Genomic DNA, 557 nt, shown 5'->3' with positions numbered 1-557 from the left:
GGCTCCTGGGCGGTGGAAGTCATTGGCGAAGACTTCATTCCGTCGATTGCCGACCTGTCCAGCGTGCGTCACGCCTATTCGATCAGCGACGAAGAAAGTTTCGACCATGCCCGGCAGTTGCTCAAGGCCGAAGGCATTCTCGGCGGTTCCTCCACCGGCACCCTGCTCGCGGCCGCCCTGCGTTACTGCCGCGAACAGACCGAGCCCAAGCGCGTGGTGACTTTTGTCTGCGACACCGGCACCCGTTACCTGTCGAAGGTCTACAACGACCAATGGATGAATGACGCCGGCCTGCTGCACTACAAGCACTACGGCGACCTGCGCGACCTGATCGCGCGGCGCTTCGAAGACGGCCGCGTGATCAGCGTAAGCCCCGACGACACGCTGCTCACCGCCTTCCAGCGCATGCGCCTGGCGGATGTCTCGCAGTTGCCAGTGCTGGTGGACGGTCAAAACTGGTCGGTGTGATCGATGAATCCGACATCCTGCTGGGCCTGCACCAGGACGCCACGCACTTTTCCATGATCGTATCCAGCGCCATGACCGACACCCTGCAA

The 557-nt window shown here is 62.1% G+C and carries 1 protein-coding gene; it reads left to right on the top strand.

Annotated elements, in window-relative coordinates; genetic code table 11:
* On the top strand, positions 1 to 468 hold a 468-nt coding region (locus tag OMK64_RS21550; protein ID WP_524536924.1), incomplete at its 5' end, for a pyridoxal-phosphate dependent enzyme.
* Positions 469 to 557: the final 89 nt, after the last annotated feature.

It is taken from the genome of Cellulomonas fimi (assembly GCF_028527925.1).
In the GTDB taxonomy this organism is placed as follows: Bacteria; Actinomycetota; Actinomycetes; order Actinomycetales; family Cellulomonadaceae; genus Cellulomonas; species Cellulomonas fimi_C.
The sequence above is the reverse complement of the archived record's forward strand: the minus strand, read 5'-3'. Positions and strand labels throughout refer to the sequence as shown.